30 protein-coding genes are annotated in these 22,106 nt (G+C 46.7%); 8 read left to right on the top strand and 22 right to left on the bottom strand.

Features of this window, described 5'->3' with window-relative positions; all coding sequences use genetic code 11:
* The first annotated feature begins 5 nt into the window (after positions 1-5).
* Positions 6-683 (top strand): hypothetical protein, encoded by a 678-nt coding sequence (locus tag OU814_RS04850; protein WP_268180987.1) that lies wholly within the window; start codon positions 6-8, stop codon positions 681-683.
* 450 nt (positions 684-1,133) lie between these two features.
* Here the strand turns inward: OU814_RS04850 and OU814_RS04845 are convergent, their stop codons facing one another.
* The 14 genes from OU814_RS04845 to OU814_RS04780 all read right to left on the bottom strand — a co-directional run bounded on the left by OU814_RS04845 (position 1,134) and on the right by OU814_RS04780 (position 13,095).
* Positions 1,134-1,520 carry a type II toxin-antitoxin system VapC family toxin gene (locus OU814_RS04845; protein WP_268180985.1) on the bottom strand — a complete coding sequence of 129 codons (387 nt, stop codon included), beginning with the start codon at positions 1,518-1,520 and terminating at the stop codon, positions 1,134-1,136.
* Positions 1,517-1,744 (bottom strand): type II toxin-antitoxin system Phd/YefM family antitoxin, encoded by a 228-nt coding sequence (locus tag OU814_RS04840; RefSeq protein ID WP_268180983.1) that lies wholly within the window; start codon positions 1,742-1,744, stop codon positions 1,517-1,519. The genes OU814_RS04845 and OU814_RS04840 overlap by 4 nt, the downstream gene beginning before the upstream one ends.
* 111 nt (positions 1,745-1,855) lie before the next feature.
* Positions 1,856-2,221, bottom strand: coding sequence for a type II toxin-antitoxin system RelE family toxin (locus tag OU814_RS04835; RefSeq protein WP_268180981.1), 366 nt, complete (start codon positions 2,219-2,221; stop codon positions 1,856-1,858).
* The gene (locus OU814_RS04830) at positions 2,214-2,456 is read right to left on the bottom strand and encodes a hypothetical protein (protein ID WP_268180979.1); all 243 of its coding nucleotides are present in this window, start codon (positions 2,454-2,456) and stop codon (positions 2,214-2,216) included. Before OU814_RS04830 ends, OU814_RS04835 begins: the two co-directional genes overlap by 8 nt.
* Before the next feature lie 160 nt (positions 2,457-2,616).
* The gene (locus tag OU814_RS04825; protein WP_268180977.1) at positions 2,617-3,087 is read right to left on the bottom strand and encodes a Tab2 family RNA-binding protein; all 471 of its coding nucleotides are present in this window, start codon (positions 3,085-3,087) and stop codon (positions 2,617-2,619) included.
* Between the two features lie 144 nt (positions 3,088-3,231).
* On the bottom strand, positions 3,232-5,028 hold the full coding sequence (gene aspS, locus OU814_RS04820) for an aspartate--tRNA ligase (RefSeq protein ID WP_190650636.1): 1,797 nt from the start codon (positions 5,026-5,028) through the stop codon (positions 3,232-3,234).
* A gap of 83 nt (positions 5,029-5,111) precedes the next feature.
* Positions 5,112-6,296, bottom strand: coding sequence for a glycoside hydrolase family 76 protein (locus OU814_RS04815; RefSeq protein ID WP_017290245.1), 1,185 nt, complete (start codon positions 6,294-6,296; stop codon positions 5,112-5,114).
* An 86-nt stretch (positions 6,297-6,382) separates the two neighbouring features.
* On the bottom strand, positions 6,383-6,754 hold the full coding sequence (locus OU814_RS04810; RefSeq protein ID WP_017290246.1) for a DUF2237 family protein: 372 nt from the start codon (positions 6,752-6,754) through the stop codon (positions 6,383-6,385).
* Positions 6,755-6,768: 14 nt separating this feature from the next.
* Positions 6,769-7,119: a Spx/MgsR family RNA polymerase-binding regulatory protein gene (locus OU814_RS04805; RefSeq protein WP_017290247.1), complete on the bottom strand. Its 351-nt coding sequence runs from the start codon at positions 7,117-7,119 to the stop codon at positions 6,769-6,771.
* A 319-nt stretch (positions 7,120-7,438) separates the two neighbouring features.
* Positions 7,439-9,403, bottom strand: coding sequence for a tetratricopeptide repeat protein (locus tag OU814_RS04800; RefSeq protein ID WP_268180974.1), 1,965 nt, complete (start codon positions 9,401-9,403; stop codon positions 7,439-7,441).
* Positions 9,404-9,482: 79 nt separating this feature from the next.
* The gene (locus tag OU814_RS04795; RefSeq protein WP_017290249.1) at positions 9,483-9,854 is read right to left on the bottom strand and encodes a hypothetical protein; all 372 of its coding nucleotides are present in this window, start codon (positions 9,852-9,854) and stop codon (positions 9,483-9,485) included.
* A gap of 35 nt (positions 9,855-9,889) precedes the next feature.
* Positions 9,890-10,561 carry a Uma2 family endonuclease gene (locus OU814_RS04790; RefSeq protein WP_326498279.1) on the bottom strand — a complete coding sequence of 224 codons (672 nt, stop codon included), beginning with the start codon at positions 10,559-10,561 and terminating at the stop codon, positions 9,890-9,892.
* A 124-nt stretch (positions 10,562-10,685) separates the two neighbouring features.
* On the bottom strand, positions 10,686-11,135 hold the full coding sequence (locus OU814_RS04785; RefSeq protein WP_026148894.1) for a YlqD family protein: 450 nt from the start codon (positions 11,133-11,135) through the stop codon (positions 10,686-10,688).
* A 76-nt stretch (positions 11,136-11,211) separates the two neighbouring features.
* A complete protein-coding gene (locus OU814_RS04780) occupies positions 11,212-13,095 on the bottom strand; it encodes an AMP-dependent synthetase/ligase (RefSeq protein WP_268180971.1) in 1,884 nt (627 codons plus the stop codon).
* Positions 13,096-13,356: 261 nt separating this feature from the next.
* On the opposite strand from OU814_RS04780, the gene OU814_RS04775 reads away from it, so the two are divergent.
* Genes OU814_RS04775 through OU814_RS04765 form a run of 3 tightly spaced genes read left to right on the top strand, consistent with a single transcriptional unit; the run spans position 13,357 to position 14,060 of the window.
* Entirely contained in the window at positions 13,357-13,518 is a 162-nt protein-coding gene (locus OU814_RS04775) for a hypothetical protein (RefSeq protein ID WP_268180969.1), read from the top strand.
* A 38-nt stretch (positions 13,519-13,556) separates the two neighbouring features.
* A complete protein-coding gene (locus OU814_RS04770) occupies positions 13,557-13,841 on the top strand; it encodes a DUF427 domain-containing protein (RefSeq protein ID WP_026148895.1) in 285 nt (94 codons plus the stop codon).
* Positions 13,842-13,868: 27 nt separating this feature from the next.
* Positions 13,869-14,060: a hypothetical protein gene (locus tag OU814_RS04765; RefSeq protein ID WP_268180967.1), complete on the top strand. Its 192-nt coding sequence runs from the start codon at positions 13,869-13,871 to the stop codon at positions 14,058-14,060.
* 3 nt (positions 14,061-14,063) lie between these two features.
* Here OU814_RS04765 and OU814_RS04760 read toward each other — a convergent pair whose 3' ends face one another.
* The 6 genes from OU814_RS04760 to OU814_RS04735 all read right to left on the bottom strand — a co-directional run bounded on the left by OU814_RS04760 (position 14,064) and on the right by OU814_RS04735 (position 17,494).
* Positions 14,064-14,195 (bottom strand): hypothetical protein, encoded by a 132-nt coding sequence (locus tag OU814_RS04760; protein WP_017290254.1) that lies wholly within the window; start codon positions 14,193-14,195, stop codon positions 14,064-14,066.
* Positions 14,196-14,268: 73 nt separating this feature from the next.
* The gene (locus tag OU814_RS04755) at positions 14,269-14,940 is read right to left on the bottom strand and encodes a hypothetical protein (protein ID WP_268180964.1); all 672 of its coding nucleotides are present in this window, start codon (positions 14,938-14,940) and stop codon (positions 14,269-14,271) included.
* 256 nt (positions 14,941-15,196) lie between these two features.
* A complete protein-coding gene (locus tag OU814_RS04750) occupies positions 15,197-16,561 on the bottom strand; it encodes a glycoside hydrolase 100 family protein (RefSeq protein ID WP_017290256.1) in 1,365 nt (454 codons plus the stop codon).
* 98 nt (positions 16,562-16,659) lie between these two features.
* Complete coding sequence (locus OU814_RS04745; RefSeq protein WP_268180961.1) at positions 16,660-16,878, bottom strand: type II toxin-antitoxin system HicB family antitoxin; 219 nt, start codon at positions 16,876-16,878, stop codon at positions 16,660-16,662.
* 3 nt (positions 16,879-16,881) lie between these two features.
* The gene (locus OU814_RS04740; RefSeq protein WP_268180959.1) at positions 16,882-17,022 is read right to left on the bottom strand and encodes a type II toxin-antitoxin system HicB family antitoxin; all 141 of its coding nucleotides are present in this window, start codon (positions 17,020-17,022) and stop codon (positions 16,882-16,884) included.
* A 4-nt stretch (positions 17,023-17,026) separates the two neighbouring features.
* Positions 17,027-17,494, bottom strand: coding sequence for a thiol-disulfide oxidoreductase DCC family protein (locus tag OU814_RS04735; RefSeq protein WP_268180957.1), 468 nt, complete (start codon positions 17,492-17,494; stop codon positions 17,027-17,029).
* 103 nt (positions 17,495-17,597) lie between these two features.
* Between OU814_RS04735 and OU814_RS04730 the strand changes: the two genes are divergently transcribed.
* Positions 17,598-18,473 carry a DMT family transporter gene (locus OU814_RS04730; protein WP_017290260.1) on the top strand — a complete coding sequence of 292 codons (876 nt, stop codon included), beginning with the start codon at positions 17,598-17,600 and terminating at the stop codon, positions 18,471-18,473.
* Between the two features lies 1 nt (position 18,474).
* Here the strand turns inward: OU814_RS04730 and OU814_RS04725 are convergent, their stop codons facing one another.
* Positions 18,475-19,014, bottom strand: a complete 540-nt coding sequence (locus OU814_RS04725) for a hypothetical protein (RefSeq protein ID WP_017290261.1) — start codon at positions 19,012-19,014, stop codon at positions 18,475-18,477.
* Positions 19,011-19,847: a 16S rRNA (cytidine(1402)-2'-O)-methyltransferase gene (gene rsmI / locus OU814_RS04720; protein WP_268180953.1), complete on the bottom strand. Its 837-nt coding sequence runs from the start codon at positions 19,845-19,847 to the stop codon at positions 19,011-19,013. The genes OU814_RS04725 and rsmI overlap by 4 nt, the downstream gene beginning before the upstream one ends.
* Positions 19,848-19,856: 9 nt before the next feature.
* Here rsmI and OU814_RS04715 point away from each other — a divergent pair, with 9 nt between their 5' ends.
* The 3 genes from OU814_RS04715 to OU814_RS04705 are packed head-to-tail and all read left to right on the top strand — an operon-like array spanning position 19,857 to position 22,092.
* Positions 19,857-20,711: a sugar kinase gene (locus OU814_RS04715; RefSeq protein ID WP_268180951.1), complete on the top strand. Its 855-nt coding sequence runs from the start codon at positions 19,857-19,859 to the stop codon at positions 20,709-20,711.
* Positions 20,712-20,724: 13 nt separating this feature from the next.
* Entirely contained in the window at positions 20,725-21,189 is a 465-nt protein-coding gene (locus OU814_RS04710; RefSeq protein ID WP_268180949.1) for a hypothetical protein, read from the top strand.
* 54 nt (positions 21,190-21,243) lie between these two features.
* A complete protein-coding gene (locus tag OU814_RS04705; protein WP_268180947.1) occupies positions 21,244-22,092 on the top strand; it encodes a 3'(2'),5'-bisphosphate nucleotidase CysQ family protein in 849 nt (282 codons plus the stop codon).
* The last annotated feature ends 14 nt before the right edge of the window (positions 22,093-22,106 follow it).

Genomic DNA, 22,106 nt, shown 5'->3' with positions numbered 1-22,106 from the left:
CTCCAATGCAATCGCCGCCCCTACAACTATTGCCCGTGAGTACGACCCACTATTATGTGAGTGGTGATGTCACGATCCATGCAGGGGCAGCGATCGCACCTGGGGTTTTGCTGCAAGCTGATCCGGGTTGTCAGATTGTGATTCGTGCCAGTGTTTGTGTTGGGCTTGGATCGGTGATTCATGCTCATGACGGAGCGATCGAGGTCGGCGAGGGTGTGATCCTCGGGGCTGGGGTGTTATTGATTGGATCGGTGATTGTTGGCGATCGCGCTTGTGTCGGATCGGGAACGACCGTGATGAATCGATCGATTGAGAGTTTGTCGATCGTGCCTCCGGGGTCTTTGATGGTTCAGCAGGCGAATGTCGAAGAAGTAGCGCCAACAGAAGAAGAAGTATTTGAGCCTGGATTTTGTCCACCGCCACCTGAACAGAACAGTGCGGAAGAAGCTCCACAAGATAATAATGGTTCAGCACCAGCAGTAGAAACAGCTGAGACGAACGGATCGAAACCAGATGCTGAGATGAATGGATCAAAGCCGACACCAGAACCGCAAGAGTCGGATGAGATTGAGTCACCTAGTTCGCAAAATGGGCAGGTGTATGGGCAGGCGTATGTAAATCGGTTGTTAGGGAAAATGTTTCCGAATCAACAGCGATCGAATAACGGCAATTCGCTACAGTAATCAAAGCTTTGTCTTAAAAAATTTTCCTTTCCGCAATGCAAAGTTTTTAAGCTGTGAGGAAATCCAAAAGAAAATAACCCAAAAAACTGTAGATTGGATTGCCATTAAGAGAACTGTATTCCAGGGTAAATAAAATTTGCGGTTAGTAATCTGAATCCAAACAATTCCTAATGGCGAAAGGACAGCACAAACTAGACCGAGGTAATACCCAATGTCGCCTATACGCCAAAGCATCGCTAGAAATCTGCTTTTCTTGCATAGTTCTTGATATTCAGGGTAATCAAGTGACATGATGAGCGCTCTGGAACGAGACGACTATTATTATACAGATGTATTGAAATTCCTTAAGAATTACTCAGGTCTACGTGAAAATCTCCGAGCATTTTGTATAGATAAATGCTTAGACCAGTATATACGCTTGAGAGACAAAGTTATATTTTTCACAACTTGCTACCAAAGCAGTGTTATGGGATAGTTTCCAAATTCACCATCTTTTGACATCAGAGGCATTGATTCTGCCAGACTTTGAGCAATTATCGGCCGATCAAAGGGGTCTTTATGATGAAACGGAAGCTTTGCCAAAGCATCCAAATGCTCGGATTGAATTTGCAGAACCTCGATTGCATTGCCATAAACTTCGTGCTGCATCAGTTCTGTAAATGTCATACCGATATCAAGCTTGCCAATGCTAACTTTGATTGACATTTCCCAAAGGCTCGCAACACTCAAAAACCTCTGATTATTCGGATCTTCGATTAAGGTTCTTGCTTTGTTGCTGAGGTCAGAACTTCCTGCAATGAACCAGAGAAACACATATGTGTCGAGAAACAATCTCATGGAGTGTATTCCTCAAAACCCTCCAATGGATCGTCAAAATCATCTGACATTTTGATGCGTCCCCGCGCACTGCCAAATTTGGGAACTGCAACTCGATCAACGATCGGCACAATCTTGAAAGCTGTTCCATCACTTCGGGTAATGACGACTTCCTCTCCCTTCGCTGCCTGCTCAATTAGCTCTACCAGTTGAGTTTCAGCTTCTTGCAGGTTAATTTGATACATTGATCGTGTCCCAAAAGGCTGATTCTCTGAATATAGCTTTTTATGGAGAAGATCGAGCGTTACTCCTAGTTCGATTTTCGCGATTGCTCTTCTAAATTTTGCGATCGCATCCTAATCATTCGTTGTTTCAGAAGTTGAGCTAAATCCTTTGATGATTTGCTGAATCTCTTCTACCTCAATATCCTCTTGCTCTGACTTTGAGTAAATATCTACTAACACAACCAAAGAATTTGATGAAATCCAGTAAATCAAACGATAACCGCCACTCTTTCCCTTCTGCGTATCGCTGTTTCTAACTCGCACTTTCATGACGCGAAAACCAACGCCAGAAATCTGATCTCCTAGAAATTCTCCAGTTTGTAACTGAGCAAGCACAGGTTGAAGATCGTTTGGGACTTGGCGATATTTCTTCGCAAGGTTCTTCAATTTGCGCTGAAACTCAGGAGTCAGACGAATCTCCACAGGCAGATCACTCAACGTCGATTCCCTCCCACAACTGAGACAGTGGTAAAGTTTGCCCCGTTATCGCTTGCTCCCAAGATTGCTGAAAACTTGCTGCTGAGAACTCCGTATCAACTTCTGAGGTCGAAGTTTCAGTCTCTAGGGCATGAGATTGCTGAATCATTACCGAGAGCATTTTGAGAAGCTCAAGCTGTTCCGCAAAGGAGAGAGACTGAGCAAGATGAATGGCTTGTTGAAGTTCTACAGTCATAGTCTTCATGAAATGTCTCTACCCCCCAATCTTGCCACATTTGTATCTGTAACTTACAAACTTTCAATTCGCCCTCTGTCAAAATCATCGACAGACAATCGATGATTCTTCTGCTTAACAGCGATCGCTCAGTGCGTTGAGTTTAGATTTCACCAATCAGCTAAACACCTTGACTTCTAAGCAACCAAAACCCCGTATAGGTCATACCTGAATCATCAGGTTCAACTAACAAAAAGTGCAATTGCTTACTTTCTTTCTTCCGTTGTTCAAACAATTGAGCAGCACTTCGCATTTCTGGATCATCAAAGGTTGCGAGAATCCAACGATCGACTTCTCCCGCATACAAAACCAGTCCGTCCGGTGTTCCTGCGATCGCATTCATTGATCTCGGATCACTAGCTTGAATCCAACGGGCTAATTGCATCGATCGTCGTCCTCCGTCAATCACGACACCGGGGATTTGCGCCGTTGATGCAACTCCTAAATTCAAAGGGTGCAAAGCTTCAGGCATATCTACGATCGGGATTGTCCGGTTGGAAATTGTTTCAACTAAATCACTCGATCGTAGAGAAGCAAATCGCCACTGTTCTCCCCAAAGATTGTCGGGTAAAGGCTGAGGAGGATTACGCATAAACTAGCAAAGTGCAGAACAGAGCCTATTCTACCTGTTTCTTAGGGTTGCTAGGCGATCTATCAACTTTGCTCGATCTCAGATCGGCATAATCCACAGAATGAGTCTCGACTTTATCCCTAAGTTGAATAAAGTCGAGACTTACTATGAAACGGCTGGCTTCGGCTTGTAAGTAGAAGCAACTTGTAGTTCTTTTAACTGCTTCTCATCAACACTAGAAGGTGCACTGGTTAACAAACAACGAGCCTGCTGTGTTTTCGGGAAAGCAATCACATCGCGAATTGAGTCTTCGCCAGAGAGCAACATGACCCAGCGATCGATTCCATAGGCGATCCCACCATGCGGAGGCGCACCGTATTCAAATGCTTCGAGTAAAAAGCCGAATTTGTTTTGTGCCTCTTCTTCAGAAATTCCGATCGTTTCAAACACTTTCGCTTGCAGATCAGGTTGGTGAATCCGAACACTGCCACCACCGACTTCAAACCCATTGAAAGCAAGGTCATAAGCTTGAGCGCGCGCAGTGGTTAGATCATTCACATCATCAGGATGCGGAGCTGTAAACGGATGGTGCAATGCTTCGTATCGCTTCTCGTCAGCATTCCACTCGAACATTGGGAAATCGACAATCCAAAGTAGGCTGAGCTTGTCAGGGTCGATCATGCCAAGTTCATTACCAAGGTATTGACGTAAGCGATCGAGGGTTTTATTCACCGTATTCGCATCGGCAGCAGCAAACAGTAGAAGATGTCCGGGTTTCGCATTTGTGCGTTTGAGGATTTCTTGCTTTTGTTCTTCGGTGAGATTGTCTTTGATTGCGCCGATCGTATCAATCTCGCCATCTTCACGCACTCGAATGTAAGCGAGTCCACGCGCACCCGCTTCGGACGCTTCTTTGAACACATCTCCGCCAGGCTTAATCCGAACATTGGAAATTGCATCGTTGCCATTTGGAATCGGGAGGATTTTTACTAATCCACCTTTTTTCACGGCATCCGCAAAGACTTTGAATCCAGAATCTTTCACGACATCGGAAACATCGACCAGCTCTAAGCCGAAACGAGTATCGGGCTTATCACTGCCATAGCGATCCATTGCTTCGGCATAGGTGAGACGCGGGAAAGGACGAGGAACTTCGATGCCTTTCATGGTTTTGAGAATGGTACAGACTAGACTTTCGTTCAGATCCAAGATTTCCTCTTGGCTCATGAAACTCATTTCCATGTCTAGCTGGGTAAATTCTGGCTGACGCTCAGCTCGCAAATCTTCATCGCGGAAACAACGCGCAATTTGATAATAGCGATCGAGTCCTGAGACCATTAGCAATTGCTTAAATAGCTGAGGCGATTGCGGTAACGCATACCATTCGCCCGGATTAACGCGCGAAGGGACAAGATAATCTCGCGCTCCTTCGGGAGTGGAACGAGTCAGAATTGGCGTTTCAACTTCCACAAAGCCTTCTTGATCTTCGAGGAAACGTCGCATCGTTTTGATCAATTGGTGGCGAAGTTGTAGATTGCGGCTCATGCGATCGCGGCGTAAATCGAGATAGCGATACTTCAAGCGCAATTCTTCGCGAACGGATTCTGTCTCAGCAGCAGAAACTTGGAAGGGCAATTGTTTGCGAACTGTGCTGAGAATTTCAATCTCATCTGCATAGATCTCGACTTCGCCCGTGGGAATCTTCGGATTCAGTGATTCATCAGGGCGCTTGGTCACACGTCCAACAATCTTGATCACATACTCATTTCGCAGATCGCCCGCAATTTTGTAGGAATTCGGCGTGCGTTCTGGATCGCTAACGACTTGAACAATGCCTTCGCGATCGCGCAAATCGATAAAGATCACGTACCCGTGGTCACGTCGCCGATCCACCCATCCGAAGAGGGTGACCGTTTCACCAATATGATTCGCTCGAAGTTGACCACAGTACTGGGTACGCATATCTCAGAAATAAGGGGTTTAAAAATTAGAAAACCTCCTAATTATGCCGTAATCGGGGAACGATCGCGAGTGATATTTAATCTTTAAGAATTTTCTTGAACGCTGAATAGATCAAACGGGAGATCTAATTGATCGATCAGCGAGAACAGGTTGGGAACCTCGAAGCTGATCTGATCGGTTGCATTCACTTGCATCGAAAATAATGGATAGAAGCTTTGGTTCTTGTCTTCTAAACGAGATTGCCGAGTCGGTGGAACTCTCTCCACAACACAAGCGGGATCTTTGAGCGGAATGGCAGCATTGAGAGCGTCGATCGCAGAACTTTGACGAGCCGCATCTGCACTATCAAATTTTTTAGACCAACTTAAGCCAAACTGATCCCGCTGGTTGCGTTTCGCCCAAACAGTATCTGCATTTTTGAGAATGAAAGCTTTGTACTGCGCTTTAGGAGACGTTTCTTGCAGGTAAGCTAGATTACGCATGAAGATGCCCTTGAACTGTGGACCATCATCTCCACACTCAGGTTCACAGTATTCGATCAAGATGCCCTTGCGAGAGAGGTGCTTGATCGTTGCAGTAGCGATCGCATGTGCCTGCTTCAAGTAAGTCTGATCTTTTGTACTTTTATAGAAATCAACTAATCCCCCCATCACAACGCCTTGGTTGTAAGTCCAAGTAACATCGCCATTGTTGCGACAGTGATCATTTAATCCATCATTCACTAAGTTCTGCTTGTTGATCATGCCGGACTTTTTGAACCAATTCCAGCCGTGTTTTGCCCAATCGATGTAACTGCCTTTGCCATAGTCATTCACGGTGCGCTGATGCAGCCGAATCGCGATCGTAAAAAATAGTCCATTGGTAATCGCATTTTTATACTGGCGATCTTTGCGCCACCACATTCCACCCCCGCATTTAGAGTCCCAGCCTTTGGTCATGTCTTTGAAGATGGATTTTGCTGTGTCGAGATAGCGTTTCTCTCCAGTCAAATCGTAGGCTTTGATCCAAGTTAGTGCCCACCACCCCTGATCGTCATAGACATTTGCCTCCAGAAAGCCTTGTGACTTATGCTTTTCGTAGGTATTCACGATGATGGGATGATATTTTTTCTGCTTCGTGAGGCGAGAGTAATCAATCGTTGTCTCCAGTGCATTCGCTGCATTCCACCAACCCGTCGAATTCCAAAGTCCGGTTGTAGAACTATAAAAGACTTGTAGTGCAGCCATTCCTGCTGCTGCGGTAGCGTGACAAGCTCCGGGCAATACCATGCGATCGCGTCTCCTTAGATTTCTATCTCAAGCGATCCAAGGTACTGCCTGGTTTTATTCGTTAAACACAACCTATTGATTTATTTCTAGTCGGTAACAGCATGTTGCTTTAAATCATTCAGAGAGACAAACTCTAATGCAGCCGCGTGAGTTGCGGCAAGAACGACCGGAGGTGCAACCCCTGCATCTAGGGCTTCTTTCCAGCGAGAGGCACAAAGACACCAGCGATCGCCGGGTTTAAGCCCAGGGAAGTCGTAAAGCGGCATGGGCGTGACTAAATCATTGCCTTGGGCTTTGCTAAATTCGAGAAATTCAGCCGTGACTTGGGCACAGACAACGTGAATGCCGACATCTCCGGCTCCCGTACTGCAAAATCCATCGCGGTAGTAGCCAGTTACCGGCGATCGACAACAGTTTTGCAGTTCGTCACCGAGGACATTTCTAGCGCGGCTCACCATAATCTAAAGTCTCCTTATTCGCTCAGGGCTTGCTGAATTTGATCTACTTTGAAGCCAACTGCGATCGCAGTTTGGTCTTTGACAAATAAAGGGCGCTTCAGCAACATTGCATCTTGGGCAAAGGCTTCAATCCATTCGGCATCTGTCCAAGTTTGCTTTTCGTCACCTAAGGCGCGGTAAGATTGCCCTGACGTATTTCGCATCGGTTTTGCTCCCAGTTCGGCGACCCATTTTTGGATGGTGGTTTTGGTGGGAGGATGTTCTTTAGTGTTGATGAATTCGTAGGCAATGTTCTGAGCATCGAGCCAGGAAATCGCTTTTTTGCAGGTTCCACAGGTCGGGATTCCGTAAACTTGAAGACTCATCAGGATTGTGTTCTAAACTGCAATGCTGTTTATCCCATGTTTTCGGAATCCTGTACAGCCTAGACAAACATATTGGCTAAAACCCAGTACAGAACTAATACGCCGATCACCCCGATCCATAATTTTGCTTGGTTCATAACACTTAGGAGTAACTGTAGAGTTTACAACTAGCTTGTCACGATCAAGAAAATTCTGGCTCTATCTCAGGAGTTGATTTTCGCGATGTTGCTACTTCGCTTCCTCTAAATTAATAGACCTCCTCCTGCACGAATGCCCTCCGAATCGAATTCGCCAAGGCGCAATGATTCATCCAGGGAGTCTAATGTTCAACCAGTTCCCGAAATCGACGATCGCTCATAATCTGCTCAAATTCTGGATCGTTTTTCGCATCATCTCGATATCGAGGATTCAATCGAATTGCTTCTTCTAAATTCTCGATCGCGGCTTGGGTATGTCCTTGCAGTGCGTAACAAATTGCTTTGTTGTAGTACGCTGGAGAATACTTCGGTTGAATATCGATCGCGTTATCAAAACAATCTAACGCTTCGCGATCGCGCTCTAGCTGAATCAGCAAATAACCGCGATAATTCCAAACTTTGTAAGCTTCTGTGTTCAGCTTCAATGCCGCATCAAAGGATGCTAGAGCCTCCGAGTAGCGTCCTAACATCTGCAACGCCAAGCCCCGATTTAACCAGGCAATTTCATTGTTTGCGCGAACTTTAACCGCTTGATCAAACGAGCGAAACGCTTCTTCATGCCGTTGCAGTTTCCCTAAGGCAACTCCGCGATCGCACCATGCTTCTGAGTAATCGGGGTCAAGCTGCGTTGCTCGATCGTAAGAGAAAATTGCTTCTTTATATTGTTTCAGACGCGCCAGTGCTAACCCGCGTTTCAGCCAAACTTCAGGATGGTTTGATTGGTGTTTGAGCGCTTGATCGTAATGTGCGATCGCGGCTTCAAATTGCCCGGCTTTAAATTGGGCTTCTGCTTGCTCCAGATCATTCGATTCAGGCGATGCAGTCGGTTCTGCAGGACGGCGATTTTGAGCTTGTTCACGCAAGCCAGACAACTGTGAAACAAATTCGATTTCTAAGCTCTGCAACTTGTTGAAAATTGCTTGTTTCTGTTGGGTTGCATCAGATTCGAGCAGTCTTAGTTTGTCGAGGAAATTTGTTCGACCTTGGATTGCACTCGATTCAAGCTCAGAGAATTGCGACATGAGATCAGATTGTTTTGCCGCGATCGCATCTTTCGCCGATTGCTGATGTTGCTCTACATCAGATTGCTTGGCTGAGAGCGATGCTGCAAATTCAGTTTCTAAGTGCTCGATCCGTTCCCGCACTTGATCGCGTTGCTGTTGGGTATCTGCATGTAGAACAGAGAGTTGGGCTGCAAATTCAGTTTTAAGTTGTCCCAGGTTCTCTAAAATCTGAGTGCGCTGCTCGGCAGTTTGTGATTCGGATTCATTCAGTCGAGCGATGTACTCTTGCTCGAATTGTTCTAACCGTTCGAGGAGTTGCGCGTGTTGTTGCTCAAGGTGTGTAGCAATTTGGGCTTGCGATCGCGTTAAATGCTCTTGAGTCAACTGCTGCTGCTGAGTTGCAAACGTACCAATTTCATCGAGTTGTGACATTAATTGCTGATGCAGGTCACTGAAAGTATTTTTAGCAGTCGCATTTCGCTCATCTACATCAGTTTGCAGCATGGATAGATGCGCCGCAAACTCTGAAGACAGTTTCTCTAATTCTCGCTTCGAGAGATTGACCTGAGTTTCTAACCCTGCCAGTAATTCGGATTGAGACTGAGAAAGCTGAGTCGTTAATCCGGTTAAACTTTCTGCATCTTCTGAAATTCTTCTTTGCAATTCTTGAACTTCAGTTTCAAGCTGCTGAATAATTTGGCGCGACTGTTGAATTTTACGTTCTGCTTCTTGCTGAACCTCGTGCAATTGATGTTCAACTTCTGACAAGTTCTGAAGCTGGTACATGCCGCGATCGACAATTTCTCGAATAATCACCTGCCGGAACCGCCACAGCGATGCCAAAATCGCGATCGGGAACAGCGTTAAGGTAATCAGCGCAACATTCAGCAGTAAGCTAGAGCGACTAAATGCCCGATCAATTTCAGATTGAACTTGCGATCGCAGTTGTTGCTCTTGGCGTAACTGGTTTAATTCTTCTTGCTGAGCGGTTTGAGCTTGTACACTTTCTGCGCCAACCGGAACAGAACAGACAAGCAAGCTACCCAATAAAAAGGCAAACACTGATTGATTCTGATGACGCATAGAAAATTGCCCGATCGCGTTGAGAGGTTGTACTATTCTCCAATTTACCAAGGCAATTGGAGAATCGACCGGAAATATCTTAACGTTGTGATCGAATTGCGCCGTTATACAGCACAGTGGTCTGAAAATCTGCCTTATCGACTCGAACTTCACTCTCGATCGAAGGTTCGATCACACCTGGAACATTCCCTTTGAACGTAAAAATCCAGTGATCCCCTTGATCCACAAACGGCGATTTTGCCGCGAATCCGTGCATTGAGAGTTCAGCACGATATTGCGATAAGCCTCCATTTTCGGTTTCAGCCGCTTGCCGCGCTAAATTTTTTGCCCGACTCAGCGCTTCGATTTCTTTGACTCTTGTTTCAAAGGTTGAGGTCTGAGCGACCGCAGGCAGACTCACAGCGCCTCCAAGCAATCCGGCAAGCAGAGCAATCGTGATCCAAGATTTCATAGTTCAGTATCAGCAAAGTGTTCAAAGATACTTGACTACAAACCTTGCCGAAAAGTTGCGATCGCTTCAAGCTCATTTGTCTCTGCCATCAACACGCATCGAGTCAGCAGATCAATATCCAAACCGGGTAGAATTCGACTCTGAACGAGACGCTGATAATTCCCATCGATAAATCCATAAAGTGCAAAGACCCCATCTTCCCAGAACCAAACTTCAGGGACTTCTAGCACTTGATACTTTGCAAGCTTCGTTTCACTGCCACTGGTAAAAACGACTTCAATCGACAGATCAGGCGTGGATTTGCGATCGCCGATGCAATAAGATTCGTCTGCCTCGATCGCACATTCGCCCTCTTTCTCCTGTGTCATTGAGCCAGTCGGAAAACAATGAATTCCGTGATCAAAGCAGAATGTCATAATCAAATAACAAATAATGCGCGAGAAAAACTCATGATCACGTCCAGGCATAAACAGTTCGATCTCGCCATTGAAGTAGGATAAATGCACGCCAGAGACACCTTCCAAGCTCTGCTGCATCAGCTTGAAATGTGTCCAAGTGCGATCGGAATAAGTAATACGCCGATCAGCCTGAGTTCTCTGGTGAAAGATTGCTGTCATAGTTTGATCAGTGGCGACTTTCCACCATTGTAAAACTTCAATTTCGGTGATGCCATCGCACGTCTGCCGCGACTTGAATCTCTGAATCACCAAGTTGACTGAGTTCGACTCTGAGCATTGTATTCGGGCAGGTTGGTGGGGAAATAGGAAAAGCAATTTTCAGATCATCAGAACGGAGTCGCTATGACTCCCCACTCCCCACTCCCCACTTCTCTTAAATCACTCCACGAATCTCTTCCACAACGCCATCGCGCAAGAGAATCTCAACATTCATCATCTCGATCAAATTGTCACCCGGCTGAATCTGAAACACGCTGCCAATCTGACCCTGTTGCACTTCCTCATTCAATTCCAGCATTTGAATCTGCTGAAGCTGCTGCAAGCTTTGATTCTTTTGTTCTAGTAGCTCACTCTTGCGCTGATTGAACTGCATCCGAATATTTTCGCTCTGCTGCAAAGCCTCTGGACTTCCAGGCTGGATCGTCTGACGTTGAACTTCCGTCAAAACCTGCTGCATCTGCATTTCAAGCTGCTGTAACTGCGTATCCGTCTGATTTAACTGTGCTTGCAGCGTTTGCTGTGCCTCTTCCTTCCAGCGAGGAGTGACGATCGCTTTCACATTAACATTGCGCTGAAGGAGCAAATGAGACTTAGAGATTTCCATACTGTGAGTTAGAAAGGGGGAACGTAAAAGTGGGCTAAACCTCGGCTGTGAACAGTTTAGCCCTGATGATTTCACACTACGGCAAAAACATCTCGTCAATCATACCTTGGTAGCGCTCCATCACAACATTGCGGCGAATTTTCAGCGTCTGCGTTAGCAATCCGTTCTCGATCGAGAATGGCTCACTCAATAATCTAAAACAGCCAATGCGATCATCCGGACGATAGGCAGGACGATCTTTGACCAATCGCGCCAATTCTCCCCGGAATAAATCCTGCACCGAGGAGCTATTTAAGTCAGTACTACCCCACTGTTCCAAAGCTTCCATGTTGGGAACTACTAACGCACCCAGGACTTTTTGATCCTGTCCCACCAACATAATCTGATCAATATAAACACTCCGCAGGCAAGCATCTTCGATCGGTTGCGGCTCAATATTTTCGCCATTAGTTAACACGATCGTATCTTTTGCCCGTCCTGTAATGATCAGATCATCATGAGGTGTAACCATGCCCAAATCGCCCGTGTCAAACCAACCGTCTTTGTCGATCGCTTTTGCAGTTGCTTCGGGATTTTTGTAATACCCTTGCATAATCTGATGTCCGCGCAGCAAAATTAACCCTTTCTGCCCGATCGCTAAATCTTGGCGCGTCTCTGGATCAACAATTCGCGTTTCAGTCGTCGGTAAAGGTTCACCATCTGCCCCCCGAACATTCCGCCAAGGGCGACGAGCATGAGTAATCGGAGAAGTTTCGGTCAATCCGTACCCTCCTAAAATGTTAATGCCGACAATCTCAAAAAAGTCCTCTAGGTGATCTGCGATCGAGCCACCGCCACTGACGACAAACTTGATTTGACCACCTGTGCCTGCTCTAACCTTTTGATAGACTAAGCGATCGCCTAACAGATGCAATGGAAATCGCAACGCTGCTTTCACAGTTGCCGTAAACTTCTCAGTCGCAGACGGATTTAAATTATCCAAGTTCAAATTCTTAGCAGTACGTTGAGCCAAGATGTACTTCTGACTCTGTTCTAAAAAGAATTTCACCAATTTTTGCTTCCGAGCAGGCTGATCGCGAAATTGTTTCTGAATCCCTTCATAAATCGACTCCCACAAGCGCGGTACACCGACCATGTAGTGCGGCTGGAATTCTTTTAAATCCTTTTTCACAAAGCGAATATTGGTATAAATCTGAGTACACCCATTCGAGAAAATAAAGTACTCAAAGGATCGCTCATACGAGTGCCAAATCGGCAGAATGCTTAAGACTCGCTCTCCTGCTTCCGGTTGTGCCACCGCATAAGCGCCATTGATCTCATAGATTAAATTTCCATGACTGAGCATGACCCCTTTCGGCATTCCCGAAGTGCCAGAGGTATACATCAAAGTAGCCAGCGTACTGCGGTCTTGTTGAACAGGCTGAAGAGAATGCGATCGACCGAGTTCTAACACTTCCGAAAAGGTCATCACTTTGTAAGTTTCTGAAGCTACCGCTTCATCCGAGAGCAAAATCACAAACTGTAACGGAACTTCTGAGAGAATACCGCGCAATTTCTTCAGGAGTTCCGCATCTTGTAGCACGACTCCGACCGAGCCACTATGCTCCAAAATGTAGCGTAACTCGACCGGATCAGCCTGCGCTCCTCGAACCACATCCACAGCACCCGATCGCATAATGCCCTGGTCTGCCACTAACCATCTCGGACAGTTATCTGAGAACAAGGCAATCCGAGGCGGTACACTGTCTCCGTCCTCAACGCGAACCCCTAAAGCTTGAATCCCTGCTGCAAACGCCTGCATCTGATCGTAGAGTTGTGCATACGTTAATTTGACTTCTGGGCTACTGTGCGGATCATGGACGGCAAGAACATTGGCAAACTGTTTTGCCGCGATCGACCAGACCTCTGGCAGCGACTGTACGTTGGAATAGAGCGGATGAGAGGGATAGGCGAGGCTCATAGAGGGGACTCCTGTTCAAAAAAGCGGGATTGACTCTAACGATATGCCTCAGTCATTACGTTAAATCACTGAGAGCAGACAGAATTCATTTTGTCTGAGATTCGACGGAATGATTGAGAAATTGTCCGAAGTCGCTTCAAGATTTTCTAGGATAAGCATCAAGAAACTTTAAAGACTTGATAAGGCACGATTGGGTTTCTACGTAATCTCTCGGTGATTCCTGTTTAATGTAAAACCGTACATCTGAATTTCTTCAGTTCAATGGTTGCTACAATTTCTGGAATTGTCACACTCTGCCTAACGATCGGCGCAGTCGCATTTCATTTGAGTTCTTCTGTACCGGAAGTGAATCGTTCAGAGTGTGAATCCTTTGAAGTCTACCGATTAAGCGATCGCGCCTGTTACATTCCGCAAGGTGAGTAGAAATGTTAGGCTTTGAAGGTTGCATTGAGAGAAAACTGATGCCGAAAGCAGTTTGGAATGGAGCCGTTTTAGCAGAAAGCGAACAGACAGAAATCGTCGAAGGAAATCACTATTTTCCGCCCGACGCTCTCAAATCAGAGTATTTTCAAGACAGCAGTACGCACACCACCTGCCCTTGGAAAGGCGTTGCCAGCTATTACAGCATTGTTGTGGACGGACAAACCAATAAAGATGCGGCTTGGTATTACCCAACCCCTAAAGATGCGGCGAAAAACATTGCAGGCTACATTGCCTTCTGGAAAGGCGTAAAAGTTGAAGCCTGATCGGCTTCTGAAACGTAGCCCGGCTGGATGTTGCTTGAACTCTTCATCAAATCTGGACATAACTTTGATAGCAAATTGGCGAAGCTGAGATTCATTCAGCTTCGCTTCATTGTTTTTCGCATTCGAGTCAACCACCTGTTTTTGCCAGATTTGTCTGCCCCGTTGCTCCGCGATCGTCAAGCAAATAGCGTCACGATGTCTGAAGTCAGAGGAAGATAGCGGTCAAACATCATTCCTGACAGCAGTTCGAGCAGATTGAATCTCAGCGTTTACTGGCTCCAGCAAAATCTGAGACAACACAGGAAAGTAAACGACTGGAGGATGCTCCGAGCCACCCTGCAGGATTGTCGTCATGAGAAATTCCCTGAGTGCAACCGGGAAAGGATTGAGAAGGATTAAACCTGTACTGGATTTAATCCCCACACCACTAAGCAACGATTTTGAAACGGCTAGGATTGTCTCCAACCTTCTCATACGCGCCTTTTCTCATGCCGTGCGCCATCATCAAAGCAACCCGCTTGCGTGCTTCAGGCATTTTTTCGCTTTCGAGTGATCCGTAGAGAATTTGGATCATTTCGTCAGTGGTGAAGGTGTCTTTGGGGGAATCCGTCATCACTTTCAGCACAGCTTCAGCAGGAGTTAAGCCTTTGAAGTCGCGCTTCATGGTTGCATCAAAAGGAACCGAGGGTTTAACATTCCGTTTCGGCTTCTCTTCTTTGGGAGCCTTTGCAGCAGGTGCTTTCGTAGCTTTCGCAGCAGGTGCCTTCGCAGCTTTCGCAGCAGGTGCCTTCGCAGCTTTCGCGGCAGGTGCTTTCTTAGCAGGAGCGGGAGCAGGAGCGGGAGCAGGAGCAGCTTTCGCTTTGCCACGACCTTTCTTAGCAGCAGGAGCAGCAGCAGGAGCAGCAGGAGCAACAACAGCCGTGCCATTGGGTTCAATCGTACCGCCGAGCAAACCGTTTAGATATTCCAGCGTTTTATCAATCTCAGAGGTTGCTGATGCAACAGCAGCTTCGATGATAGAAGCTCTATCTTTTTTCAAACGATCGCGTTCTTGTTCGAGATTGCTCCGAACTGATTTGTCGAGAATAGCGTAGGGCATTGTTGAAACCTCACTAGTAAATGTTTTTGATTGTAGTCCTACTTGGATCAATCAGAACACTAATTTTGCAATTTTGTATGTTTAAATTAGCAATTTCAAGGTAAAAGTCTGCGATGTTACTGAACTATCAGCAGGTACAATGCCCGATCTCTAAGTATTTCACCCACTTTTTCACCTTCTAGATAACATTGCCGCTGGCTTGAAGAAATTTGCCTGTAAGTCCAGCGGCAAGTGTTTCAGCGGATCGCAACTGTGATTATTTGGGTTCCCAATCAAAGCTGATCAACTGTAGGTGTTCAGGATGCGCGAGTAGTTCTTTGGCGAGTAGATAACCTGCGATCGTCCAAGTTTGATATCGCCGCGCTTCTTTGCCAATCAATCGCCCATCTGGCCCATCGTAGTATTCCGGAAATTGGTCTTCAACCAGACGACGTTCGGCAACTGCGATCGCATGGTGGGCAAGTTCTCCACGGTTCATCTTTTTCGCAGCGGCAGTCAGCATCCAAAGTAGAACTGGCCAGCTTCCGCCATTGTGGTACGACCAAGGGCGATTTTTCGGATCGGCTCCCGTGACAATTCGCCATTCAGCATCTTCGAGAGCAGGGTAGCAGAGCTTCATGGGCATCTGTCCGACTAAGTCCGTCCAGCGTAGTTCGATCAGGTTGAGAATCTTGTGGGACTGGCGTTCTGTGGCAAGCGCAGACACGATCGACATTAAGTTCCCCAGAGTGAAGAAGCGAACATCCATCTGAGACGGTCCTAAGTTGCCTGCCATGTATCCACCAGCTTCGGGGAGCCATTTTGCCAATCGATAGAACGGAATTGAATCTGAGTAGATATTGAACTGATTCAGAGCCTCTTCGCCGTATTCTTCGACTCGATAGCGGTAAATCACGTTCAAGCGGTCTGGATCGAGCCAATAATTCTCTCTCAGTTGCCGTCTGAGGGGGATGAGGCGGCTGTGAATCCCTTGAATCATTTTTTGATTGTCATCGTTCTCGACGAGCAGTTCTAGGCTCGCTCGCAAGGCTCCATAGAACAACGACTGAATATCGAGTGGATGACCATACATGCCCATGCGGCGATCGATCATGCTTGCACCATCGGGAACCAGTACCATCGGGTACATATCGAAGCGAGTCACGAGGCACAGTTCGAGGATGAAGCGAATGCCTTCTTGAAAGTCGGGTTGATGTGCCAAGCTGAAGTCTTGAGTCGAGATCGTATAAGCTCTCAGCAAGATAATCCACCAGAGTCCAGAATCGGCTGGGGCAACTCTGCCGATCGCATGATCTCCAAAGTCTGCTTTGAGGTATTCACCGCCTTCGTAGGCAATGATTTTGAAACTAGCAGGCATCAATCCCCGACTGGGCTTTGAGGAATCGAACTGTGTGGTTTTGGGCTGGAGTTTGAGGGTTTCTTCGAGAAAGTAGCGGACGATTTCAGTTCTGCCTCGCATCAAGAACAAGAGCGCGGATGAGATGAAATCCCGAACAAAACATTGGTCGTAGTTCAAGGCTACGACCTCTGGATCTTTTGCGGCGATCGTGCCAATTTCTCGACCTTGATAGGTCAAAATTGATTTTTCTAACAATTCCCAGGCTTGTGCTTCGATGCTCAATGTTCAAGTCCTCGTGCTCAGAACAAAGGTCTATCCTAGAGCAATTTTTCTCGATTCGAGTTGAGCATTTACGATCGATTCACATCCGCAAAATTGCTTTACTGGCTCAGCAGCTTCACTTTCGCGATCGCGAGGTCAGCATTGGGAAGTTTTCGTCCGTGTTTTTCTGCGGTTTCAATCCAGAGATGAGCAACGATTTGAAGTTCTTCTAGTGTTTCGAGTAGAGTTTCTCCCTGAGCCAGGCAACCCTTGAGTTCTGGAATCTCAGCGACATAACCGTCTTCATCATTGAGGTAAATTGAGATCGAATAACGCATGAGTCAAGGGACAACACAAACTGTATTCGGTTCAGGCAGAGGTTCTCCAGTCGCCTGATAAGCAGCAACCAGAGATTCTAGTGCTTCGATGCCATTGTTTAGAGCATCTTGATAGGTATCGCCATGTATAAGCTTATTCAGCATTGTTCTAATTCTCTTCGATCCGGCAGCGCCCTGCAACTGAGCACTCCAAACGCTTTTGCCGTTCGGCTGTAAGTGTCGCTAAATCCGCTCTACCCGTCAGCTTCAATCGCCAATCTGCCCAAATCGCGTAAAGTTGATCTGCAATCCATCCGAACACTGGAATGCGCGTAATCGCATAGACCCATCCCATGCCTAACACTTCATACACTCGGCGAAAGACTTCAACATTCTTGATGGCAGTTCCATCTGGCAAGATGGCATGAATTCGACCCATTGCCGTTTCGTAGTCAATGCCACCATTGGCTTCAGGCGAATAGTTCTCATCGGCAATATCTACAAATTCGACTAAGCCACGATCGCCATCTCGCTTTCTCAAGAAATTCACTTCTCGCATACATAGCGGACATTCACTGTCGTAGAGTAGCTTGATTTGCCAAGTTGATTGTGAGGAGTTGCTGACTGAATTCGACATTGTTCAAGCCTTTTTCTTCTATTTTAAGCTTTGTAACGCGCTCGATAGATTGTCAGAGCTAATTTTTAGGACTAATGTTGATCCGAAATTCTGATCAATCACCATGACTCAAGCTCGATTTCCGAAGCTGGCAATTTTGGCACTCCTCGCGATCGCAATTCTCTGGGGCTATAACTGGACGCAGATGAAGATTGCGGTTCAATATTCGTCGCCTTTCACTTTCGCAGCATTACGAACTCTCTGCGGTGGGCTGGCATTGTTTGGCGGCATGGTGATCCTACGTCAGCCTTTTCAGATCAAAGAACTCTCATTGACGTTCTGGTTGGGCGTATTTCAAACGGCTGGAGTGTATGGATTGGCATCTTGGGCATTGGTGAGCGGCGGAGCCGGAAAGACCTCGGTTCTGGTCTATACCATGCCATTTTGGACAGTCTTGCTGGCTGGATATTTTCTAGGAGAGCGGGTGAACCGAACACAATGGATCGCGATCGCCATTGCTTTCTCAGGATTGTTGATCATTCTTGACCCATTTCAGATGCAAGGCTCAGTGTTCAGTGGCATTTTAGCTGTGTTGGCAGGGTTGAGTTGGGCAGCTGGCTCGATTGTTGCGAAAAAAATTAATGCTAAAGCGCAGGTCAACTTGTTAGCGTTGACCGCTTGGCAGACCTTGTTTGGGGCTTTGCCATTGATCGCGATCGCGCTCTTGCTTCCACAACAACCGATTCAATGGACACCTGCTTTTATCGGTGCATTGTTGTATAACATTCTGCCCGGTACAGCCATTCCGATGGTGTTGTGGCTGTATGTCTTGACCCAGTTATCAGCAGGAATGTCAGGCTTAGGCATGTTGTTAACCCCTGTTCTGGGTGTGTTGTTTGCAGCCTTGCAGCTTGGAGAACAGCCCCAATTGACGGAATGGATTGGCATGAGCTGTGTGTTAGGGGGATTAGTTTTGATTTCGCTCAGCAATCGTAAATAGATTAGCGCCAGTTCGATCGATTCCAGTCATACAGACCTTGAATTTCAAATTCTTGCCCATTGTCAAATCGAACCACACAGCTTGTCTCTTGAGCATTGTCTGACTCATTCAATCCGATTACAGTACACGAGACCCATTCATTGTCATTCTCTTGTACCCATTCCCAGAGTGCGCTCGAAACTTCAATGCGATCGCCGATTTTCAACACTGCTTCTGAATCTCGATAAGCAGCCAGATCATCGGCGGTAATTGAGTTTAACCATTCAATCCCGTACTCATCTCGAATGAATTGAACGGTGCCTGAATCTCGACTTTCGAGCCAATCGTTCAAAATGACTGTTTTCCACTCCGCATTCTCTTGGGCGAATTGTAGGAAAGCTTGCCGCTGTTGCGGGGTTAATTGGTCGAGCGGATTGATGCGCGTGGCTTGCTTTAAGGTAGTGCGGAGTATCCATTTTTGCTCCTCACTTAAAGGATGTCCCAGCGACTCACATTGCTGGAAGGCTGTATCGAGTAGAGCATCCAGGTCAGATTCCTTCATGTCAGTTCAATCTGCAAAGCAAGTTGATAGAGGTGTCGCCGGGGGAGGTCTGTTTGTTGGGCTAACTGTCGGCTCGCTTGGGAGCGGGAAATTCCCTGTTGCATGAGTGCAAGTAATTCAGCTTTTAGAACATCCTCCGTCAGGGGCACATTGTTCGGTTCTGCACCAGAAACAATCAGTGTAAATTCTCCCTTGGGTTCAGTCGTGGTGTAATGTGCGATCGCAGCTTTGACGGTTCCTCGCCAAAATTCTTCATGCAGTTTTGTCAGTTCGCGCGCGAGAACAATCTGTCGATCCTCGCCTAAAACAGTGGCAATGTCTTGCAGGGTTTTCTGAATGCGGTGAGGAGCTTCGTAAAAAATCAGCGATCGCTCATCGATGATTAAGGTTTCAAGATGAGTTCTGCGCTCTTGTTCTTTCGTGGGTAAAAAGCCCTCAAACGCAAATCGATCGCTCTTGAGACCCGATGCACTCAAAGCCGTCATCGCAGCCGTTGCGCCCGGAATTGGAACAATAGGAATGCCGGATTCGGCACAGGCCTTGACTAGTTCGTAACCTGGATCGGAAATTCCGGGCATTCCAGCATCGGTGACGAGCGCGATCGAGGTTCCTTGCTGGAGTCGATCGACGAGTTCTGCTGTTCGAGAATGGCGATTGTGATCGTGATAGCTAATTTGTGGCGTTTTGATTTGGAAATGTTGCAAGAGTTTTCCAGTGTGGCGCGTGTCTTCTGCGGCGATCAAATCGACTGATTGCAGCGTTTTAATCGCTCGGAAGGTCATGTCTTCTAAGTTGCCCAGTGGTGTGCCCACAATATATAGAGTTGCAGTCATGTGAGAATTATGGCAAATCGTGGGTTGTTTGTGGGTTTGGTGACGCTAGATCTAATTTATCTTGCAGATGCGCCACCTCAACCAAATCAGAAAATTGTGGCACAAGAGACGACGATTGCAGCCGGAGGTCCAGCGACAAATGCAGCGATCGCGTTTCAGCATCTTGGCAATTCTTCTACATTATTCAGTGCGATCGGGTGTCATCCAATTTGTCATTTGATTAAAGCAGACTTGAAATCGATCAATGTGATGGATTTGAACCCTGATAGCCCAGAACCGCCGCCTATTTCTTCGATCGTGGTGAGTCAATCTACAGGCGATCGAGCGGTGATTTCTTTGAATGCAGTTCGCACTCAGCTTTCTCCAGATTGCATTCCGTCCAGCATTTTAGATGAAGTAGACATTATATTAATTGACGGTCATCAGATGGCAGTTGGGGCAGAGATTGCCAAAATGGCTGGAACTATTCCGGTGGTGATCGATGCCGGAAGTTGGAAACCTGGATTTGAGCAAATTTTCCCATATGTGGACTATGCGATCTGTTCTGCCAACTTTCAGGCTCCGACTGAACAATCTGTTTTTGACTATTTATATAGTTATGGAATTGAGAACATTGCGATCACTCAGGGTGAACATGCGATCGAGGTGTTCAATCATCCGCAAATCAAAGTGCCCCAAGTCAATGTAAAGGACACATTAGGAGCCGGAGACATTTTTCACGGAGCCTTTTGCCATTTCATTTTGCAGCATGACTTTGTTACCGCTTTGGCGGAAGCTGCGAAGGTAGCATCTTATTCGTGTGAATTCTTTGGCACAAGACAATGGATGCGATCAGCGCACTCTTATAATATTGAGGCTCGTTGACAACTCTGTGGACATGGAAAGTACTCAACCTCGTGTCGGTTTATCCTACAGACAGCATCTCTCGATCGCTGGTGCGATTTGGACAGTTGTGGGAGCCGGATTGCTAGCAATGGGACTATTGTTCTGGTTTCATTTGCCATATCTCGGTTTTCTGGATGCTCAGCATTTAGGATTTGGCTCCCTTGCCTTGTCAGTCGGGCTAATCAAAGGAAAGTTCGTCCTCGATCGCACAGCAAACCGAGTGATTGAACGCGCCGAAACCTTACAGGAACCGAACCCAATCAAGAGTGTATTTCAACTGTTTGGCGGCAAGACGATCGCCTTAATTGCAACAATGATGCTGTTTGGCTTAGGTTTGCGAATCGCAGGTGTGAGCTATGAGATCCGAGGATTGATTTACCTAGCAGTTGGAGCAGCATTGCTCTGGAGTTGTCGGCGCTATTGGAGCGCTGCATTTCAGGGAGAGATGGGGAAATAGCCACTCTCCTCACTCCCCCCTCCCCACCTCTTCACCCCTCTAGCATTCAACCCAATGGAACCAAACTTTGAAGGCATTTGTGCAATTGTTCGCTCAGTCGGCTGGGGCGCAGCAGAGATTCTCGCAAACCAGGCTCAGAGCTTTGAAGTTGAGAAGTCAGGGGACAGTCCTGTTACTTCGGCGGATTTAGCGGCAAATCGATATATTTTAGAAAAGCTGCAAGCAGTTTTTGATCCGCAGGTGTTTGCGTATTTAAGCGAAGAGACGTATCAATCTGAACCCCTCGAAAGTCGAATTGGGCGAGATTGGGTTTGGATTATTGATCCGTTAGATGGAACAAAGGACTTTATCAATCGCACGGGTGAGTATGCAATGCATATTGCACTGACTTATCGAGGTCGTCCGGTGGTTGCAGTTGTGGCTTGTCCAGGCTTTGGAAAACTCTATTCAGCCACCTTGAGAGGCGGAACTTGGGTAGAAAATCAGAATGGCGATCGACAACGCTTACAAGTATCCAACAAAGCTGAATTCAATGATCTGACTGTTGTTGCCAGTCGCAGCCATCGAGATGCCAGATTTAATCAATTGATGGATCGCTTTCCAGTCACGCAGCAAAAACAGATTGGCAGTGTCGGATGTAAGATTGCAGCGATCGTTGAGCAAAAAGCAGATTTATACGTGTCTCTTTCTGGCAAATCGGCTGCAAAAGATTGGGATTTTGCGGCTCCAGAGTTGATTTTGACCGAAGCGGGCGGACAGTTCACTTACTTCGATCAATCTCCAATTCAGTACAACCGCGAAGATGTCAGCCAGTGGGGCGGAATTTTAGCAAGTAACGGACAGGTGCATGGGGAGTTGTGCCAAACCGCGATCGCGCTTTTGGAAGAAATCGATCGCGGTTAATGGATCGGTACTTA

This window comes from Leptolyngbya sp. GGD (genome assembly GCF_026735145.1).
Lineage (GTDB): Bacteria > Cyanobacteriota > Cyanobacteriia > Leptolyngbyales > Leptolyngbyaceae > Leptolyngbya > Leptolyngbya boryana.
This window is presented reverse-complemented; position numbering and strand designations above follow the sequence as displayed.

Bases quoted from the DNA above. Each gene is read 5' to 3' on its own strand.
- OU814_RS04800 (WP_268180974.1), bottom strand. From the start codon at position 9,403: ATGCGTCATCAGAATCAATCAGTGTTTGCCTTTTTATTGGGTAGCTTG.
- OU814_RS04845 (WP_268180985.1), bottom strand. From the start codon at position 1,520: ATGAGATTGTTTCTCGACACATATGTGTTTCTCTGGTTCATTGCAGGA.
- OU814_RS04795 (WP_017290249.1), bottom strand. From the start codon at position 9,854: ATGAAATCTTGGATCACGATTGCTCTGCTTGCCGGATTGCTTGGAGGC.
- rsmI (WP_268180953.1), bottom strand. From the start codon at position 19,847: ATGACTGCAACTCTATATATTGTGGGCACACCACTGGGCAACTTAGAA.
- OU814_RS04735 (WP_268180957.1), bottom strand. From the start codon at position 17,494: ATGTCGAATTCAGTCAGCAACTCCTCACAATCAACTTGGCAAATCAAG.
- OU814_RS04725 (WP_017290261.1), bottom strand. From the start codon at position 19,014: ATGAAGGAATCTGACCTGGATGCTCTACTCGATACAGCCTTCCAGCAA.
- OU814_RS04810 (WP_017290246.1), bottom strand. From the start codon at position 6,754: ATGGTGAGCCGCGCTAGAAATGTCCTCGGTGACGAACTGCAAAACTGT.
- OU814_RS04710 (WP_268180949.1), top strand. From the start codon at position 20,725: ATGGAAAGTACTCAACCTCGTGTCGGTTTATCCTACAGACAGCATCTC.
- OU814_RS04840 (WP_268180983.1), bottom strand. From the start codon at position 1,744: ATGTATCAAATTAACCTGCAAGAAGCTGAAACTCAACTGGTAGAGCTA.
- OU814_RS04770 (WP_026148895.1), top strand. From the start codon at position 13,557: ATGCCGAAAGCAGTTTGGAATGGAGCCGTTTTAGCAGAAAGCGAACAG.
- OU814_RS04825 (WP_268180977.1), bottom strand. From the start codon at position 3,087: ATGCGTAATCCTCCTCAGCCTTTACCCGACAATCTTTGGGGAGAACAG.
- OU814_RS04775 (WP_268180969.1), top strand. From the start codon at position 13,357: ATGGTTGCTACAATTTCTGGAATTGTCACACTCTGCCTAACGATCGGC.
- OU814_RS04705 (WP_268180947.1), top strand. From the start codon at position 21,244: ATGGAACCAAACTTTGAAGGCATTTGTGCAATTGTTCGCTCAGTCGGC.
- OU814_RS04730 (WP_017290260.1), top strand. From the start codon at position 17,598: ATGACTCAAGCTCGATTTCCGAAGCTGGCAATTTTGGCACTCCTCGCG.
- OU814_RS04740 (WP_268180959.1), bottom strand. From the start codon at position 17,022: ATGCTGAATAAGCTTATACATGGCGATACCTATCAAGATGCTCTAAAC.
- OU814_RS04830 (WP_268180979.1), bottom strand. From the start codon at position 2,456: ATGACTGTAGAACTTCAACAAGCCATTCATCTTGCTCAGTCTCTCTCC.
- OU814_RS04785 (WP_026148894.1), bottom strand. From the start codon at position 11,135: ATGGAAATCTCTAAGTCTCATTTGCTCCTTCAGCGCAATGTTAATGTG.
- OU814_RS04760 (WP_017290254.1), bottom strand. From the start codon at position 14,195: ATGACGACAATCCTGCAGGGTGGCTCGGAGCATCCTCCAGTCGTTTAC.
- OU814_RS04805 (WP_017290247.1), bottom strand. From the start codon at position 7,119: ATGAGTCTTCAAGTTTACGGAATCCCGACCTGTGGAACCTGCAAAAAA.
- OU814_RS04765 (WP_268180967.1), top strand. From the start codon at position 13,869: ATGTTGCTTGAACTCTTCATCAAATCTGGACATAACTTTGATAGCAAA.
- OU814_RS04715 (WP_268180951.1), top strand. From the start codon at position 19,857: ATGGCAAATCGTGGGTTGTTTGTGGGTTTGGTGACGCTAGATCTAATT.
- OU814_RS04815 (WP_017290245.1), bottom strand. From the start codon at position 6,296: ATGGTATTGCCCGGAGCTTGTCACGCTACCGCAGCAGCAGGAATGGCT.
- OU814_RS04780 (WP_268180971.1), bottom strand. From the start codon at position 13,095: ATGAGCCTCGCCTATCCCTCTCATCCGCTCTATTCCAACGTACAGTCG.
- OU814_RS04850 (WP_268180987.1), top strand. From the start codon at position 6: ATGCAATCGCCGCCCCTACAACTATTGCCCGTGAGTACGACCCACTAT.
- OU814_RS04745 (WP_268180961.1), bottom strand. From the start codon at position 16,878: ATGCGTTATTCGATCTCAATTTACCTCAATGATGAAGACGGTTATGTC.
- OU814_RS04755 (WP_268180964.1), bottom strand. From the start codon at position 14,940: ATGCCCTACGCTATTCTCGACAAATCAGTTCGGAGCAATCTCGAACAA.
- aspS (WP_190650636.1), bottom strand. From the start codon at position 5,028: ATGCGTACCCAGTACTGTGGTCAACTTCGAGCGAATCATATTGGTGAA.